16 protein-coding genes are annotated in these 16,280 nt (G+C 58.3%); 11 read left to right on the forward strand and 5 right to left on the reverse strand.

Going from position 1 to position 16,280, the window contains the following annotated elements; translation table 11 throughout:
* Positions 1–2 precede the first annotated feature (2 nt).
* The 9 genes from phoU to lplT all read left to right on the forward strand — a co-directional run bounded on the left by phoU (position 3) and on the right by lplT (position 9,031).
* Entirely contained in the window at positions 3–701 is a 699-nt protein-coding gene (gene phoU, locus Q0O99_RS09390) for a phosphate signaling complex protein PhoU (protein ID WP_293750722.1), read from the forward strand.
* Positions 698–1,393: a phosphate regulon transcriptional regulator PhoB gene (gene phoB, locus Q0O99_RS09395; RefSeq protein ID WP_293750724.1), complete on the forward strand. Its 696-nt coding sequence runs from the start codon at positions 698–700 to the stop codon at positions 1,391–1,393. The genes phoU and phoB overlap by 4 nt, the downstream gene beginning before the upstream one ends.
* Positions 1,394–1,406: 13 nt before the next feature.
* Entirely contained in the window at positions 1,407–2,732 is a 1,326-nt protein-coding gene (phoR, locus tag Q0O99_RS09400) for a phosphate regulon sensor histidine kinase PhoR (RefSeq protein WP_293750726.1), read from the forward strand.
* A 92-nt stretch (positions 2,733–2,824) separates the two neighbouring features.
* Positions 2,825–3,775 (forward strand): phosphate/phosphite/phosphonate ABC transporter substrate-binding protein, encoded by a 951-nt coding sequence (phnD, locus tag Q0O99_RS09405; protein ID WP_293750728.1) that lies wholly within the window; start codon positions 2,825–2,827, stop codon positions 3,773–3,775.
* 9 nt (positions 3,776–3,784) lie between these two features.
* Positions 3,785–4,609, forward strand: a complete 825-nt coding sequence (gene phnC / locus Q0O99_RS09410; protein WP_293750729.1) for a phosphonate ABC transporter ATP-binding protein — start codon at positions 3,785–3,787, stop codon at positions 4,607–4,609.
* The gene (gene phnE, locus Q0O99_RS09415) at positions 4,606–5,427 is read left to right on the forward strand and encodes a phosphonate ABC transporter, permease protein PhnE (protein WP_293750731.1); all 822 of its coding nucleotides are present in this window, start codon (positions 4,606–4,608) and stop codon (positions 5,425–5,427) included. The genes phnC and phnE (Q0O99_RS09415) overlap by 4 nt, the downstream gene beginning before the upstream one ends.
* Entirely contained in the window at positions 5,424–6,233 is an 810-nt protein-coding gene (gene phnE, locus Q0O99_RS09420) for a phosphonate ABC transporter, permease protein PhnE (protein ID WP_293750733.1), read from the forward strand. Before phnE (Q0O99_RS09415) ends, phnE (Q0O99_RS09420) begins: the two co-directional genes overlap by 4 nt.
* Positions 6,234–6,351: 118 nt before the next feature.
* Positions 6,352–7,785, forward strand: a complete 1,434-nt coding sequence (locus tag Q0O99_RS09425) for a UDP-glucose/GDP-mannose dehydrogenase family protein (protein WP_293750735.1) — start codon at positions 6,352–6,354, stop codon at positions 7,783–7,785.
* Positions 7,778–9,031: a lysophospholipid transporter LplT gene (gene lplT, locus Q0O99_RS09430; RefSeq protein WP_293750737.1), complete on the forward strand. Its 1,254-nt coding sequence runs from the start codon at positions 7,778–7,780 to the stop codon at positions 9,029–9,031. Before Q0O99_RS09425 ends, lplT begins: the two co-directional genes overlap by 8 nt.
* Here the strand turns inward: lplT and Q0O99_RS09435 are convergent.
* Positions 9,017–10,222 carry a glycosyltransferase family 1 protein gene (locus Q0O99_RS09435; protein WP_293750739.1) on the reverse strand — a complete coding sequence of 402 codons (1,206 nt, stop codon included), beginning with the start codon at positions 10,220–10,222 and terminating at the stop codon, positions 9,017–9,019. The two genes, lplT and Q0O99_RS09435, sit on opposite strands and share 15 nt — an antisense overlap.
* Positions 10,223–10,329: 107 nt before the next feature.
* Between Q0O99_RS09435 and Q0O99_RS09440 the strand changes: the two genes are divergently transcribed.
* Complete coding sequence (locus Q0O99_RS09440) at positions 10,330–10,938, forward strand: hypothetical protein (RefSeq protein WP_293750741.1); 609 nt, start codon at positions 10,330–10,332, stop codon at positions 10,936–10,938.
* Between the two features lie 48 nt (positions 10,939–10,986).
* Here Q0O99_RS09440 and Q0O99_RS09445 read toward each other — a convergent pair whose 3' ends face one another.
* A complete protein-coding gene (locus Q0O99_RS09445; RefSeq protein ID WP_293750743.1) occupies positions 10,987–12,618 on the reverse strand; it encodes an aminotransferase class III-fold pyridoxal phosphate-dependent enzyme in 1,632 nt (543 codons plus the stop codon).
* 53 nt (positions 12,619–12,671) lie between these two features.
* Between Q0O99_RS09445 and asd the strand changes: the two genes are divergently transcribed.
* Complete coding sequence (asd, locus tag Q0O99_RS09450; RefSeq protein WP_293750745.1) at positions 12,672–13,550, forward strand: archaetidylserine decarboxylase; 879 nt, start codon at positions 12,672–12,674, stop codon at positions 13,548–13,550.
* 45 nt (positions 13,551–13,595) lie between these two features.
* On the opposite strand, the gene Q0O99_RS09455 is transcribed toward asd, so the two are convergent.
* The 3 genes from Q0O99_RS09455 to Q0O99_RS09465 all read right to left on the reverse strand — a co-directional run.
* On the reverse strand, positions 13,596–14,282 hold the full coding sequence (locus Q0O99_RS09455) for a phosphatase PAP2 family protein (protein WP_293750747.1): 687 nt from the start codon (positions 14,280–14,282) through the stop codon (positions 13,596–13,598).
* A complete protein-coding gene (locus Q0O99_RS09460) occupies positions 14,279–15,835 on the reverse strand; it encodes a glycosyltransferase family 39 protein (protein WP_293750749.1) in 1,557 nt (518 codons plus the stop codon). The genes Q0O99_RS09455 and Q0O99_RS09460 overlap by 4 nt, the downstream gene beginning before the upstream one ends.
* The coding region (locus Q0O99_RS09465; protein ID WP_293750751.1) for a hypothetical protein at positions 15,832–16,280 on the reverse strand (449 nt) is incomplete at its 5' end. The genes Q0O99_RS09460 and Q0O99_RS09465, both read right to left, overlap by 4 nt.

Here is a 16,280-nt window from a genome sequence, read left to right on the forward strand (position 1 = left end):
CCATGGACAAGCACATTTCAAGTCAATTCGATGCCGAACTCACCGGCGTTTCTTCTCGCGTTCTGGAGCTGGGTGGTCTGGTTGAATCGCAAACCCGCCACGCGGTGTACGCGCTGGCCCAGTTCAGCTCCGAAGTGGCTGAACAAGTGGTGGCCACAGAACGACAGGTCAATGCGCTGGAAGTGGAAATTGATGCCGAATTGGCATCGATCATTGCGCGCCGTCAGCCCACGGCGCGCGATCTGCGCTTGCTGATGGCCATCTCCAAAATCACCGGTAACTTGGAGCGAGCAGGCGATGAGGCCGAGCGCATCGCGCGCATGGTCAAGCAGATCCTGGAGCAGGGCAGTCCGCGCAATCTTCCATCGTCTGAGTTGCGGGTAGCGGCCGATCTGGCCACTGCCTTGCTGCGCAAAGCACTCGATGCCTTTGCCCGCCTGGATGTGAACACCGCGCTGGTCATTTTGAAAGAAGACGACTTGATCGACGCCGAGTTCAACGGCTTTGTGCGCAAACTGATCACTTACATGATGGAAGACCCGCGCACGATTTCGGCCAGTCTGGACCTGCTGTTCGTGGCCAAGGCCATTGAACGCATTGGCGACCATGCCAAGAATATCGCCGAGTTTGTCATCTACGTGGTCAAGGGTGCTGACGTGCGTCACACCGCGTTGACCGACGTTGAAAAAGCGGTTCTATGAGAACCATCCCACGCATTCTGATTGTCGAGGACGAGCCTGCCATCGCCGAACTGATTGCGGTGAATTTGCGGCACAACGGCTTTCAGCCGGTGTGGGCCATCGACGCCGAAACCGCCCAGCGCGAGCTCGATGAGATCTTGCCTGACGTGATCTTGTTGGACTGGATGCTGCCGGGCGAGAGTGGTTTGACCCTGGCGCGCAAATGGCGTGCTTCGGCACGCACCAAGGCTGTGCCTATCTTGATGCTGACCGCGCGGGGTGACGAGGCCGACCGGGTGGCTGGGCTGGATGCGGGCGCTGACGATTACATCGTCAAACCGTTTTCGCCGCGTGAGTTGCTGGCCCGCATCCGTGCGGTGTTGCGCCGCCGCGTGCCCGAGGCTTCGGGAGGTGTCGTCAAAATGGGCGACTTGCAACTCGATGCCGACACGCACCGCGTCAATTTGGCCGACAAACCCCTGAAGGTGGGGCCCACTGAATTCAAGCTGTTGCACTACCTGATGCGTCACCCCGAGCGGGTGCACAGCCGGGGGGGCTTGCTCGACAAAGTGTGGGGTGACCACGTTTATATTGAAGAGCGCACGGTGGATGTGCACGTCAAACGGCTGCGTGAGTCGCTGGGCGAGGCGGGTCACATGATCGAGACCGTGCGCGGTGCGGGCTACCGTTTCACCTCCAATCCCACCGTTTGAAGCCAGGTTCAGCATGTTTTCCTCGATTCTCGAAATGCTCCTTGTAGCGGGCTTGGCGGGAACGACAGGCTGGTTTCTGGGCGGGGCCCTGGGGGCCTTTGTGGGGGCCTTGTTGGCTTTGGTCATTCACGGCGCCATGCTGCAGTGGAAGCTGGACCGGCTCGAGCAATGGCTGAGTACGCCGGTTTTGCACCCAGACCCACCTTGGACGGGTGTTTGGCGGGAGATCGCTGAGCGCGTGCAGCGCTTGCTGCGCCAGCAGCAAAGGCTGGCCGCCGTGCACCAAAAACAGCTGCAGGATTTTTTGCTGGCCATTCAGGCTTCCCCCAATGGCGTGGTTTTGCTGGACGATGAAGCCCGCATCGAATGGTGCAACGACACCGCTGCGGCGCATCTGGGGCTGGACGCACAAAGAGACCGTCAGCAGCACATCGTGCACCTGGTGCGAGATCCGGTGTTTGCGCGGTATTTTGCGCAGGACAACCACGCTTCGGAGGCGGTCATTGAGGGCCGCGTCAGTTCGGCCATGAACCTCCAAAAACTGTCGGTTCAGTTGCACGCCTACGGGGAAGGGCGTTCGCTGCTTTTGACGCGCGACATCACGGCCGTTGCGCAGGCCGATGCCATGCGCCGTGATTTTGTGGCCAACGTGTCGCATGAAATTCGCACACCCTTGACGGTGCTCAGTGGCTTTGTAGAAACCCTGCAATCCATCCCCTTGGAGAAAGACGAAACCCAGCACTACCTGCAACTCATGTCGGCACAATCGGACCGCATTCAATCCTTGGTGGCCGACTTGTTGATGCTGTCGCAACTGGAAGGCAGCCAATTGCCCAGTACGCAGGAAAAGGTCTCTTTGGCGGCTTTGATGCTGCAAGTGACCACCGAAGGGCAGGCTTTCTCGGAATGGATGGCCAACAAAGCCGAGGGGCCTGTGCACCAATTGGAATTTGCCCCGGTGCCCGATGTGTATTTGCTGGGTGCGCGTTCGGAGCTGTTGAGCGCGGTCTCCAATTTGGTCAGCAATGCGATCCGTTACACCCCTTTGGGGGGGGGCATCCAGACCCAATGGTCCAGCACCCCCGAGGGTTTGATGTTCACTGTCAAGGACTCAGGCCCAGGCATTGCGGCCGAGCATTTGCCGCGTTTGGCCGAGCGTTTTTACCGGGTGGACCGCAGTCGTTCCAGAGAAACCGGTGGCACGGGCTTGGGCCTGGCCATCACCAAGCACGTCATGCAACGCCACGGGGGTGAGTTGAGAATTCAAAGTGAACTGGGCAAAGGTTCTACCTTCATGTTGTTGATGCCTTTAAGTCGGGTGATAACTCAACAGGGCTGATCTGACCATTGAGCTGAATTTCCAGACTTGAATTTTTCACATGGGTGTCACAAAGCATTTGCAAGCTGTTTTTTTCTACATAAAGGTGAATCATGCGCAACAATTTTTTGAACTGGATGGTGGGGGCGGTGACCTTGGTGTCTTTCCAAGCGCAGGCAATGGATGCCCGTTTCAAGGACGCCAACGGCGACATGGTGGCCGATGCGCCCACTGACCCCAAGCAGTGGATCGACCCCGCCACTTTGGTGTTTGCCTACACCCCGGTTGAAGATCCCGCTGTGTACGCCCCTGTCTGGGCGCCCTTCTTGGACCACTTGTCCAAAGTCACCGGCAAACGCGTTCAGTTCTTCCCGGTCCAAAGCAACGCTGCTCAACTCGAAGCCATGCGCGCAGGCCGCTTGCACGTCTCAGGTTTCAACACCGGCTCCAACCCCATCGCCGTCAACTGCGCCGGTTTTGTGCCTTTTGCCATGATGGCCTCCAATGACAACCGCTTTGGCTACGAGATGGAGTTCATCACCCACCCCGGCAGTGGCATCGAAAAAATCGAAGACATCAAGGGCAAGCGCATCGCCTTTACGTCCGAGACCTCCAACTCAGGCTATAAAGCCCCTTCGGCTTTGATGCGTCAGCAATTCAAGATGGAAGCGGGCAAGGACTTCACGCCCGTGTTCAGCGGCAAGCACGACAACTCCATTTTGGGTGTGGCCAACAAAGACTACCCCGCAGCCGCGATCGCCAATTCGGTGAAACTGCGCATGGAATCTCGTGGTGTGGTCAAGCCTGAGCAAACCAAGGTGATCTACAAGTCACAGTCTTTCCCCACCACGGGCTATGGGTATGTGTACAACTTGAAGCCCGAATTGGCTGAGAAGATCAAGCAAGCCTTCTTCTCCTTCAATTGGGCGGGGACCACATTGGCGGCCGAATTCAACAAGGCCGAGCCACCCCAAGAAAAATTCATGCCCATCACTTACAAACAGCATTGGGCTGTGGTGCGTGAAATCGACCAGGCCATGAACGTCAGCTACGCCTGCAAGTAAAGCGCTCACATGCTGCAGTTGCAACAGTTGGACAAGCGCTACCCCACAGGTGACCTCGCGCTCAAAAGCGTGAGCTTGAGCGTGGCCTCGGGTGAAGTTTTGGGTTTGATCGGGCCCTCGGGCGCGGGAAAATCCACGCTCATCCGTTGCGTGAACCGGCTGGTGCAGCCCACGGCAGGGCAGATCGTGCTCGATGGCCAAGACTTGGGGGCCTTGGGATCGTCCGGGCTGCGCCAGGCGCGTCGGCACATTGGCATGATTTTTCAGGAATACGCCCTGGTCGAGCGTTTGACCGTGATGGAAAACCTGTTGTCGGGTCGGCTTGGGTACACCGGGTTTTGGGCCAGTTGGTTTCGGCGCTTCGAAGCCCAAGACATTGCGCAAGCCTATGCGCTGCTCGAGCGCGTGGGCCTGAGCGGCATGGAGAACAAGCGCGCCGATGCGCTGTCGGGCGGGCAACGCCAGCGCGTGGGCATTGCCCGCGCTTTGATGCAAAGCCCCAAGTTGCTGTTGGTGGATGAACCCACTGCGAGCCTGGACCCCAAGACGTCTCGCCAAATCATGCGGTTGATTTTGGAGCTGTGCCATGAACGCGGACTTGCCGCGATCGTCAACATCCACGATGTGGTGTTGGCCACCGAATTTTTGCCACGCATCGTGGGTTTGCGCGCGGGCAGTGTGGTGTTTGATGGACCCGCATCGCAAGTCGACCGAGACGTGCTGACGCGCATTTATGGCGACGAAGACTGGACTGCCATCACCCTGCGCATGCAAGCCACTGCAGAGGCGTCACAGGACCGTGAAGAAAACAACCTGGCCCTGACCGTCGCATGAGCGCTGAGACGCCGCCGTTGGCTGCACGGCCCATGCGTGCCTGGACGCCCCCCCCCTTCATTGCCAGTTGGCGCACCCGCTGGGCCCTTTACATCGGCGCGTTGATTTACCTGGTGCTGGCCATCGGTTCGGTCGAGGTCAATTGGGCCCGCATGGTGCTGGGATTGGACCGCGGCTGGGCCTTTGTACAAGGCTTCATGTACCCCGACTTTTCCAGCCGATGGGGGGATATCGCGCTGGGCTTTCAGGAAAGCCTGACCATGACGGTGACGTCCACTGCCTTGGGTGTTTTGCTGTCCATACCTGTGGCCGTGGGGGCTTCGCGCAATTTGGCCCCGACCTGGATTTACCTGTTCTGCCGTGGCTTCATTGCTTTGTCGCGCACCTTGAACGAAATCATTGTGGCGATCTTTTTGGTGGCCATGTTTGGCTTTGGCCCCTTCGCGGGTTTCTTGACCTTGACCTTTGCCACCATTGGCTTCATGGCCAAACTCATGGCTGAGGACATCGAAGAAATTCAGGCCTCGCAACTCGAAGCCTTGCGAGCCACGGGTGCGGGCTATGGGCAAGTGTTGGACTTTGCGGTGTTGTCCCAAGTCATGCCCCGCTTGCTGGGTTTGTCCTTGTACCGGCTCGATATCAATTTCCGCGAGTCGGCGGTGATTGGCATTGTGGGGGCGGGTGGCATTGGGGCTACGCTCAACACCGCCATGGACCGCTATGAGTTTGACTCTGCAGCCGCCATTTTGTGGGTGATCATTGTCATCGTCATGTTCGCCGAATACAGCTCGGGACGGCTGAGAAAGTACATCCAATGAGCAGTGCTTTGAAAGCCGCTGTGTGGCGCAAACGCTCGCCCAAGTCTGAGCTGGCGGTGTTCATGCTGTGGGTCTTGGTCTTGGCTTTTGTGAGCTGGACCTTCCAGGTCATGACCCAAGACACCATTTGGGCTTTTGTGGTCGATGCACCGGCCCAGTTCAAAGACATAGGCTCGCGCATGATGCCCCCCGCGTGGTCGTCGGTGCATGAGTTGTGGTGGCCTTTGTGGGAAACCATCAACATCGCCACCTTGGGCACCTTGTTGGGTTTGGTGATGGCCGTGCCCATCGCCTTTTTAGCCGCCAGCAACACCACCCCCAGTGCCACCTTCATTCGCCCGGTAGCCCTGCTTGTGATCGTGGCCTCGCGCTCGATCAACTCGCTCATTTGGGCCTTGTTGTTGGTGGCGATTTTGGGGCCCGGCGTGTTGGCAGGCATCTTGGCTATCGCCCTGCGCTCCATTGGCTTCATCGGCAAACTGCTGTACGAGGCCATCGAAGAAATCGACGCTGATCAGGTCGAGGCCATTGAAGCGACTGGGGCATCCAGTGCGCAGACCATGGCTTGGGGTGTGGTGCCGCAAGTGGCCCCCACTTTGGCGGGCATCAGCGTGTTCCGCTGGGACATCAACATCCGTGAATCCACCGTCTTGGGCTTGGTGGGTGCGGGCGGCATTGGCGTGAAGCTAGAAGGCGCGTTGGCCACCTTGGCTTGGCCCAAGGTCACGATGCTGCTGATTTTGATCTTGGTCACGGTGGTGTTCAGTGAGTGGATATCTGCACGGGTCAGAAAAGCCTTGATTTGATGACTGGGGTGTGGTCTTGACACAGCGATAGCCCGATGCGTGTCGCCGTTTCTTCATGAATTTGACACCAAGTTTTCACGCTCAAACACAATGATGTTCCCATCAACTGGAGAGCATTATGCGCATCACGATCGTAGGTTCGGGTTATGTCGGTTTGGTCACAGGCGCCTGCTTGTCTGACCTGGGTTTCAAAGTGGTGTGCTTGGACAAGGATGAAGAAAAAATTCGTGCCTTGCAAGAAGGTGAAGTGCCGATTTACGAGCCTGGCCTCAAAGAACTGCTCACGCGCAATCGGGCCGATGGACGCATTCGCTTTACCAGCGATGCTTGTGAGGCGATCGAGCATGGCGACATCCTGTTCATCGCTGTGGGCACGCCACCGGCCGAAGATGGTTCGGCCGACTTGGGGCACGTCTTGTCGGTGGCGGCCACGATTGGCCGGCACCTGAAGGGCTTCAAGTTGGTGGTCAACAAATCCACGGTGCCGGTGGGGACGGCCGACAAAGTGCGTGCTGCGATCGCGCATGAGTTGGTGCACAGGGGCATGTCGCCAGAATTGTTCGACGTGGTGTCCAATCCGGAATTCCTCAAAGAAGGCGCCGCCATTGATGATTTCATGCGGCCAGACCGCATTGTGGTGGGCGTGGATGAGGGCCTGCACCAGGCCCGCAGTCGCCGCATGATGGGTGATTTGTATGCCAGCTTCAACCGCCACCATGCCCGCACCGTGTGGATGGATGTGCGCAGTGCCGAGTTGACCAAATACGCGGCCAATGCCATGCTGGCCGCTCGCATCTCGTTCATGAATGAAATGGCCAACCTGGCCGATGTGTTGGGCGCCGATGTGGACCACATTCGCCGGGGCATTGGGGCTGACAGTCGCATTGGCCACAGCTTTTTGTATGCGGGTTGTGGCTATGGGGGCAGTTGCTTTCCAAAGGACACGCAGGCGCTGGTCAACACCGCCAAGTCCCATGGGCACAGCATGGCGGTGGTCAGTGCCACGGAGTTGGTCAATGAGCGACAGAAAACAATTTTGGTGGACCGATTGACGCAGCGCATGGGGCCCGATTTGACGGGTCGGAAAATTGCGGTTTGGGGCTTGGCTTTCAAGCCCAACACGGATGACATGCGCGAGGCACCCAGCCGCGTGGTGATTCGTCAATTGTTGTTGCGCGGTGCACAAGTCAGTGCTTTCGATCCTGTGGCAGGCCCGCATGCCTTGCAGGCTTTGCGTTTGGATCTGAGTCAAGAGCCGCATCTGCTGGAGCGCTTTGAATTGGCTGCTTCAGACATGCAGGCCTTGGAGGGCGCCGACGCCTTGATGGTGTTGACCGAGTGGAAGAATTTCCACAACCCGGATTTCGAGGCCATGAAGGCCCTGATGCGCAAACCCTTCATTCTGGACGGCAGAAACCTCTACAACCCAGACGCCCTGAGCCAATTGGGTGTGGCGTACCAGGGTGTGGGCAGGCGCAATGATTTGGCGCAACTGATGGATTTCGGCCTTCAGGCCGAAGCGCCCGCCGCTGTTGAACTCATGAATGCCTAAGGGCTTTGCTTTTTTGATCCTGGCCCAGTTTTTCAGTGGGCTGGCAGACAACGCCTTTTTGTTGCTGGGCATTTACTTTTTGCAGGAGCAAGGCCACCCAGGATGGTGGGCTCCCTTGCTGAAAATGGCCTTCACTTTGTCCTATGTGGTGTTGGCCAGCGTGGTGGGGCCTGTGGCCGATGCCTTTCAAAAACGCCACGTCATGATGGCGATGAATTTGTTGAAGTTGGTGTCGGTCGTCTTGTTGTGGATCGGCGTGAGCCCTCTGGTGGCCTTTGCCCTGACTGGCTTTGCGGCCTCTGTCTATGCCCCGGCGAAATATGGCTTGCTCACTGAAACCGTGCCTTCGGCCAGTCTGGTCAAAGCCAATGCCTTTTTAGAGGTGTCGGTGGTGCTCTCCGTTTTATGGGGCGTGGTGTTGGGCGGTTGGCTGATGGGCTCAGGGTCTTGGGGGGATGATGGGCTCCAAAGTGTCTTGGCTTGGGCCACAACCGATTGGCTGGTTGAAACCCAAATCGGTTTTGGTTTGGGCGTGATCTGCCTGTTGTATGTGATTTCTGCAGTGCTCAACAGTGGGATGTATGCCTTGCGCTCGCCCAGGCAATCGGCGTGGTCTTGGGCGGATATGCGTTGGTCGGCTTTTTGGGTCAACCACTTGAACCTGTGGCGAGACCCCTTGGGGGGCGTGTCTTTGCGGGTCACGACGTTCAGCTGGGGTGTGGGTGCTGTGCTGCAGTTCTTGGTCCTGGTGTGGGCGCAGACGCAGGCAGGCTTGACTTTGCAAGCCGGGGCTTATTTGCAGGGTCTGGTGGCATTGGGGGTGATCGGTGGCGCCGTCATGGCGGCGCTCACCTGCCGTATCTTTCATGCCCGAAGGCAGAGGGTCTGGGCCGTGGTGTTGGCTTGCTTGATGCCTGCTTTGGCCCTGACACAAAGCGTGTGGCTGGCGGTGCCCATGATGCTGGCGGCAGGCTGGGCGGGTGGCATGTTGCTGGTGCCCATGAATGCCTTGTTGCAACACCGGGGACTCAAGATCATGCCGCCTGGACGTTCGATTGCCGTGCAGGGCTTTAACGAAAACCTGAGTGTGTTGGTGATGCTGGGCTTGTACAGCTTGCTGTTGGCCTGGGATTGGCCTCTGCTCGCCATGATGCTGTGCTTGTCACTGCCCTTGTGGCTGGCCGTTTTGCCTTGGCGCCGCAAGGCAGGAAAGCGGGGTGCAACGCGGGATTCAACGCTCAGCTAGTGCACCCGTCAGAACCCTTCGGAACATGTTCTCCACCTCGTTGGCGATGCTGGACCATTCCCATTTCCGAATGCTGGCCGCTGCGTTCAGTCGAGCCGCTTGCAAGGTCGATGCTTTTTGTGTGATGGCCAAGGCACGCAAGACAAAGCGTTGTGCATCTTCACCTGGAACGAGCCAGCCATTGTGTTCGTCATCAATCACTTCTTTGGCGGCGGCGCAGTCAAATGCCAGGACTGGGGTGCCGCTGGCCAGGGCTTCCAAGGTCACGTTGCCGAAGGTTTCGGTGAGGCTGGGGAACATGAACAAATCGGCACTGGCGTAGGCCACGGCCAATTGTGCTTGGCTGGCCATGCCCATGAAGATGGCCTCTGGGCACTCGGCCTGGAGTTTGGACCGGTAGGGGCCATCTCCGCAAAAAACAAGTTTCACCGGACGGTTGTTTTGTTTCATGGCCTGGTAGGTTTTGACCGTCAAATCCAGATTTTTTTCTGCCGCCAAGCGCCCCACCGACAAAATGACCAGGGTCTGGTCATCGGCGTGCCATTGGCTGCGCAAGCTGGTGCTGCGTTTGTCGGGTGTGAACAGCTGCGTATCCACGCCGCGGGCCACCACCTGAAGGTTGTGAAACCCCAAGATCTTGAGCTGGTCGTGCATGGCTTGGGTGGGCACCATGGTGCACAAGGTGCGGTTGTGAAATTTCCGCAAGTAAGCCACGATGGGTTTTTGCAGCCAACCGACGCCATAGTGTTTGCTGTAGCTTTGAAAATTGGTTCTGAAGTCGGAGGTGACAGGCAAACGCAAGACCCTGGCCGCTTGCAGGGCCGACCAGCCCAGTGGCCCCTCGGTGGCGATGTGCACCAAGTCGGGCCGCTGCAGACTCCAGGCCTGGATCAATGACTTTTTGCTGGGGAACCCCAGCTTGAGCTGGGGGTAGCGTGGGATGGGCATGCCTTTGAGCAGCAGTTCACTCCAGCCCTCCCGATGGCTTTCGGTTTCATGGCGGTCTTGCCGGGGGCGCAGGAGCTGGATCGTGTGTTGGCGTTGGCTCAGCTCTTGGATCAGGCGCGAAAGCGTCAGAGCAACGCCATTGACCTCGGGGGGCCAGGTTTCGGTCACCACCGCAATGCGCAGTGGTGCGTTGGCGGGCACAAAGTTTTCAACCCAGTAGGTCGCATTGTCTTGTTCTTGCATGCCCCTATGGTGAACGCAGGTTTTAACAGTTTGATGACAAAAGCCTTGTCACTGATTTTTCACACGAATTGATGATGATCTTCATACGTTCAACTAAAGGGGTTTCTGTGAAAGATTTTTTGAAAGCTTTGGAAGTGCAGCGTTGGGACGATCACCGCTACTACCACCATTGCCGCATCAACCAGTCCCTGCACTTGCTCAGTGCCATGGCTTTTGTGGTGGCTTACGGCATGCTGTGGATCGATCCGGCCATGGCTGCGTTGCTGGCCTGGATGGTCTCCATGACCTCCAGACAAGCCGGTCACTTCTTCTTTGAACCCTTGGGCTATGACCACGTCAACGAAGCCACCAACGACTTCAAGGAAGAGATCAAGGTGGGCTATAACCTGCGCCGCAAGGTGGTGTTGTTGAGTGTCTGGGCTCTTTTGCCTTTGGCCATCTACATGAATCCTGGCTTCATGGGCTTGCTGCCGGTGCATGACACCTGGTTTGAGTTTTTGCGGGCTGTGGGTTTTGCCTGGTTGTACTTGGGTGCGGCGGCATTGCTGTTCCGCACAGTGCATTTGTTTTTCCTGTATGACGTGCAAACCGGACTGGTCTGGATGACCAAGATCATCACCGATCCCTTCCATGACATCTATCTCTACCACAGAGCGCCATGGCAGTTGTTGCGCGGTCAGCGCTTCGCTGACAGCACTTTTCACTCCGGCCGCTGAGGGTTCATCACCCCGGTTCACTGGGCCACAGTGAACCGGGGTTTGTCTTCAGCGAAACAGTGTTTCCTTGAGGATGCTGCGGCGGATGGATTTGTTGGTGATCTCTGGGGCATGCCACCACCAGCCATCGCGCTGCATGTCTTGACAGGCTAAGACAAACTTTTGAAGCACCGCTTCAAAGTCAGCGTCGCTGTAGTTGAGGCTGAAGATCAAACGACCCGTTCCCACCCAACTGAGCGCCAATCCATGCAGCCTGAGGTAGTACTGCAGCATCCAGTTGTACCGGCTGGGCTGGGTATAAAAGAGTGTCCAGACGCTCGACATGTTGGCCGCTTGCAAGGGCAAGCCATGCGCTTGCATGGTGCTGTTGAATTGGGTGGCGCGGGCATTCCAGCGCTCATCCAGTCCTTCGTAAATGGCTCGGACTTCTGGCGTTTGCAATTGATCCAAAAATGCCGACATGGCGCCCATAACCGCAGGATGGGCATTAAACGTGCCACGCGCAAAGCAGATGTTTGCTGGACGTTTTTCATCAAAACGGCGCATCCACACGCGTTTGCCACAGATCACGCCGACAGGAAATCCACCGCCCAATGTTTTCCCATAAGTGACCATGTCCGCTTGCACGCCAAAGTAGGCTTGCGCGCCACCTGCTGCCAAACGGAAGCCCAAAAAGACTTCGTCAAAAATCAGCGCAATGCCGCGTTCTGTGCAGACCTGTCGCAAGGCCTTGAGCCAAGCGGTGTAAGCCTCGCGGTTATAAGCGGCGCGTCGGCTGCTGTCCACCAGGGTCGAGTCGCCTGGCGCGTTGACGTTTGTGTGCAGCGCCTGCAATGGGTTGATCAGCACGCAGGCAATGTCTTTGCGGGTACGCAGCACTTTCAAGCTGCGTTCGCTCATCTCGCTCAGCGTGTAGGTTTCGCGCGGTGGCATCGGGTTGCCCGGGCCGGGCTGCACGTCCTCCCACCAACCGTGGTAAGCCCCGCAAAATCGCACGATGTTTTTGCGGCGGGTGTGGTACCGGGCCAAGCGAACGGCCTGCATGACGGCCTCGGTGCCCGACATGTGAAAAGACACTTCGTCCAAACCCGAGATGACTTTGAGTTTTTCTGCATTGCTGGCCACCACAGGGTGGTAAGAGCCCAGGACGGGTCCCAAGCTTTCCGTGCGCGCCATGCCTTCGGACATGGTGCGTTTGTAAAAATCAGCGCCGAAAACATTGACGCCATAAGAGCCGGTCAGGTCGTAAAAGACTTGACCGTCCAGGTCTGTGACTTGCACGCCTTGGGCCGACTGCCAGAACGAGCCTACTTTCAGATGCTCACGCACCACGGGGCTGAACTGAAAGGGCACACGGTAGGCCGCAATGAATTGCATGTCCGAGATGTTTTCACGCGCGGCAGCGGTGGCTTCTATGCTCAAGCGGTGGCGTTTTTGCAAAGTGTCGGCCAAGCCCATGAAAGAGGCACGGCGTTGGGCTTGAATGTCCAGGGGCGCACCGTCGCAACCGAAAAATTCGGTTTCATTGAAACTGTAGCCAGGCAGCCAGCGTGCCAAGCGTTTGGCCATCCGCGAATGCCCTGCCAAAGAAGGGTGTTTGGCGCGCGAGAGTTGAAGGCGTTGGTGAATGGCTGGTGCAAAAGCGGCCAATATGCCCAAACTGATCCAAGTGGGGTTCACAGTCAAGCTCCTTGTGACAACAAAATTTCTTTTTATTCAAATTGAGTGACAACATGATGAAGATTCGCCGACTTTTTCAAAAATGGATGCTGCAAGAAGACCTGAATTTCTTGCTCACCAACCGCATCCCGCGCATCACCCTGACCCGATTCATGGGCTGGTGGAGCAAGATCCGACACCCCTGGGTGGTCAAGTCGTCCATGGCGGTTTGGCGCTGGTTCAGTGATCTGGATTTGAGCGAAGCCAAGCACACGCAATTTGACAGCTTGCATGCGTGCTTCACGCGTGAGCTCAAGCCCGGGGCGCGGGTGGTCAACCTGGACCCCACGCGCATGACCTCGCCTTGCGATGCCATCGTGGGGGCCTGCGGCACGATCACGCAGGGCCAGGTTTTTCAGGCCAAAGGTTTTCCTTACCAGTTGGACACTTTGCTGGGTACATCCGCGCGCTGTCAGCATTGGCCTGCCGCGCTGGAAGGGGGCACCTACATCACCTTGCGCCTGACCAGCAGCATGTACCACCGTTTCCATGCGCCGCACGACGTGCAGCTGCAGCATGTGACTTACATCTCGGGCGACACCTGGAATGTGAACCCGGTGGCACTGGCGCGCGTACAAGAGCTGTTTTGCAAAAACGAACGGGCGGTCTTGCACATGCAAACGCAAGAGGGCGTGCCGTTCTTGATCGTGCCCGTGGCGGCGGTGTTGGTGGCCAGCATGCGCTTTCATGCGGTCGATGTGTTGCTCAACCTGCGCTACAAAGGCCCGAATGAAATGCCCTGTGATGCGGTCTATGCCAAGGGCCAGGAAATGGGCTGGTTCGAGCACGGCTCGACCATTTTGGTGTTTGTGCCCAAAGGCTTTGCCTTGGCACCTGACATCGTGCTCGGGCAACGCATCCAAATGGGGCAAGCCTTGCTCAGCAAACTCTGAGGCGTTCCATCGGTGGCGCACTGGCGCAGTGAGAGTGCCGAAATTTCATGTGCGTTTCAGCTGGTAAAGGCGCCAATGAAGCCAGATGTGCCGGATCAATAAATTGGTACCCCAAATGGCCACCATCGAAAAAACCACATCGCTCAGGAAGTGTCCTCCCTGCATGATCCGTCCCAGACCAATCAAGGTGCCGGCCAGAGTCCCGAGAATCCACCAACGCCTGCGGGCTGCGGGCGCTGACCACAGCCCCAAGGTCATGATGCAAAAGCCGATGGCGGCGTGACCACTGACGAACGAGCAGTTGCGCTGGCACAGGTGACTGCTGTGCAGTGCAGGAATGAAAGGGGCATCCCCACCCATGCTGAGGGTGTGGGCAGGGCGGGGGCGACCGACCTGATTTTTTAGCCCCTCGTGGACCAGTAGCCCCACGCCAAGCACGACCACCAAGAGCCAAGCAAGAGATTTTCGCCAGACGCCCCTGAGCACCTGAGTGGGTTGGATCCAGCGTGCCACAATCACGAGCAAGGCGCACAGCGTCAATGCCATGCCCACCCGGGGTGCCCAGACGTAAGTGGCCTGGACCCAAACCCAATCGCCAGCAGGAAAGGTGCCTCTTTCTTCATAGAACTGTTGGGCCACCCAGAGGTCTAATTCGGGCCAGAGCAGGACAATGAAGCATGAGGCCAGCAACAGGGCGGTCCATGCGAGCCAGGAGCGGTAACGGGGTTTCAATGGGGGTCCAGCTTCCAGAGGAAAACAGTTCTGCCCGCTTCGGTGTGTCGATGGAGCAAATGCCGGTGAGGGAAAAATTCAAGCCATGGGTGGCCCCAAGGTGTTTCATCGTTGGAGATCATCAGCACCGAGGCCCTGGCATTTTGGGGGTGCTTGGGGTCGTAGGGGTTGACCATCTCGTAGTGGTGCGCAGGTGACACGGCGGGTGACCACGCTTGGACGCGGCGGTCCTGGTCGCGCCATGCGTAGGCGGCATGCGCAATGAGCGCACGCTCTGCGGAAACGATCTGCAAAGCCGGAAATTGGGCTGTGTATGGGCTCAGGGCAAGCAAGGCACTGTCCCAGCCTTTGGCCCTGGACCACAGGTCCCAGCGTGGTCCCGTGCTGCCAGGAATCAGATGCTGCCGCCAGTCACCGGCCAGAGAGATGGTGGCACCCACCAAGGTGCCCGTAATCCAAACCACCCAAGGCCCGGTCCATGTCAAAGTCGGGCGTCTGACGCGCCAAAGGGCCATCATCAAGGCCAGTGCCAGCAAAGCCGGAGCAGGCCAGTTCATCTGGGATTTTCCCCAAAGAGACTGGAGCAAACCCGCCAGCCATATCGGCCACGCCCAAGACCAGCTCCAACCCATCAAGGACAGGCGACCCGCAGGTCCGCGTGTCGCCATGGGTGGTGCCGGGCTATTGCGCCAGTACAGGATCAGCCAGAGCAGGGCCACCACGAGCACAACAGGCCCGATGAGCACACCCTGGCTGAGGATGTAGACCAAGGCCGAGGCCCAAGGCGATGCCGCATCGGCGCCCTGGCCCGAACCCAGCAGTTCGGTGGTGTGCCTGAGGGTGGGCCAAGCATTGCGGTGGTTCCAGGCCAAATGAGGGCTCAGTAAAACGGCGCAAATCATGAAGGCCAGCAACAAGCCCCGCAAGATCAAGCGCTGGCGCAAATGCCATGCCAGCCACACCAGGCTGACGCCAGCGGCCATGGCGGTGTACTTGGACAGGACGGCCAAGGCCAGGAACAGGCCCACCAGGGCCCAAGAAGTGAGATTCTCAGGCGTTTGTTGGGCCCGCCAGAAGGACCACATGACCAGGGACCAGAAAAAAAGAAGGGGGCCATCGGTTGTGCTCACCTGCCCCAGCAGCGCAAAGGCCAGCATGGCGCTGCACAGCGCTGCGGCCCAGGCACCCGCGATCAAGCGGGAGTGGCCATCCAAATCGGTGCCATCGCGCAGCATATCCCGCGTCAGCCGCCACAGAACCAAAGGGGTCAGTGTCCAGATCAACACCACCAGCCAGCGCACGCCGGTCAAGCTGTCGCCGCCGATCCATGTGGACAGCCGCATGAGTGAGGGTAAAACCGGCGGCTTGGAAAAATAGCCCCAAGCCAGATCGCGTGACCAGTCCCAGTATTGGGCTTCGTCAACAAACAGCCCGGCCCCGCTCCACCAGGTGGCCGCAAGTCGCCAGAGCCCGGACCCCACCACCAAAGCGACCACAAAAAGGAGCGTGTTGCGCCGCTCGGTTGCGCCAAATCTGGATGGGGATGTGTTCATGGCCGGGAAGCCGTTTCAGTTTGGAACAAAACCATGCCCTTGTTCTTGGCCCACACCCGAGCACCGGGCGGGACTTGAGACTCAGGGGCCAGGTACAAGCTTGCTGGAGTGCCTTTGGGGAGCAGTGCTTGTTGACGGTAAAAGGCAAAGGAGGGCCAGTTGCCTCCGATTTGCCCCACGGAGGACGGCCAATTTCTTGCTTCCAGTCCCAAGGCTTTGATGGGTCCCTGCAGGGTGTTGGCCCACCACGGCCAAACGACCAAGGCCAAGACCGTGCCATGGACCAAGGCCATGCCCGACAGCATGTCGGCCACGCCCAAGCGGGGCATTTTGGCGCGCCAGATCAGCAGGGTCAGCGCCAGCAGGCCCCAGAGGGTGGCAATCGTGACCAGTGGCAAAGTGTCCAGGCCATGCCGGAAAATAGGCCTCAGCGCCTGCGGAACCT

This window comes from Limnohabitans sp. Rim8 (assembly GCF_945901735.1).
GTDB lineage: Bacteria > Pseudomonadota > Gammaproteobacteria > Burkholderiales > Burkholderiaceae_C > Limnohabitans_A.